Here is a 677-nt window from a genome sequence, read left to right on the forward strand (position 1 = left end):
GGCCAGGACAAGTTCTCCACCACCGTCACCGACACCACCAGCGGCGGCGCCTGGGGCGCGCTGACCATCAACGCTGCCGGCACCTGGAGCTACACGGTCGACAACAGCCTGGCCGCGCTGCAGGCGCTTAAGGCAGGCGAGACGCACACCGAGACCTTCTCTGTGACCAGCTTGGACGGTACTGCGACGCAGACCGTCACCATCGTCATCACCGGCGTCAACGATGCCGCCACCATCAACGCCGGCACCGACGGCGTCAACGCCCAGGCCGCGTTGACGGAAGACGCCGACACCGATGCCGTCACGCCGGGAATTCAACTCACACGCACGGGCTCGTTGACGGTCTCTGACACCGACGCCGGCCAGGACAAGTTCTCCACCACCGTCACCGACACCACCAGCGGTGGCGCCTGGGGCGCGCTGATCATCAACGCCGCCGGCACCTGGAGCTACGCGGTCGACAACAGCCTGGCCGCGCTGCAGGCCCTCAAGCAAGGCGAGACCCACACCGAGACCTTCACCGTCCAAAGCCTGGACGGCACCGCCTCGCAGACCGTCACCATCGTCATCACCGGCGTCAACGACGCAGCCAACATCAACGCCGGCACCAACGGTGCCAACGCCCAGGCCGCCCTTACCGAGGACGCCGACACCGATGCCCTCACGCCGGGCATTCA

Annotated in this window: 1 protein-coding gene; it reads left to right on the forward strand. The window is 67.2% G+C overall.

Annotated elements, in window-relative coordinates; all coding sequences use genetic code 11:
* A partial coding sequence (locus SM757_RS34985; protein ID WP_322468864.1) for a VCBS domain-containing protein occupies positions 1-677 on the forward strand: 677 nt, incomplete at both ends.

The sequence above is a fragment of the Azohydromonas lata genome, assembly GCF_034427735.1.
Lineage (GTDB): Bacteria > Pseudomonadota > Gammaproteobacteria > Burkholderiales > Burkholderiaceae_C > Azohydromonas > Azohydromonas lata.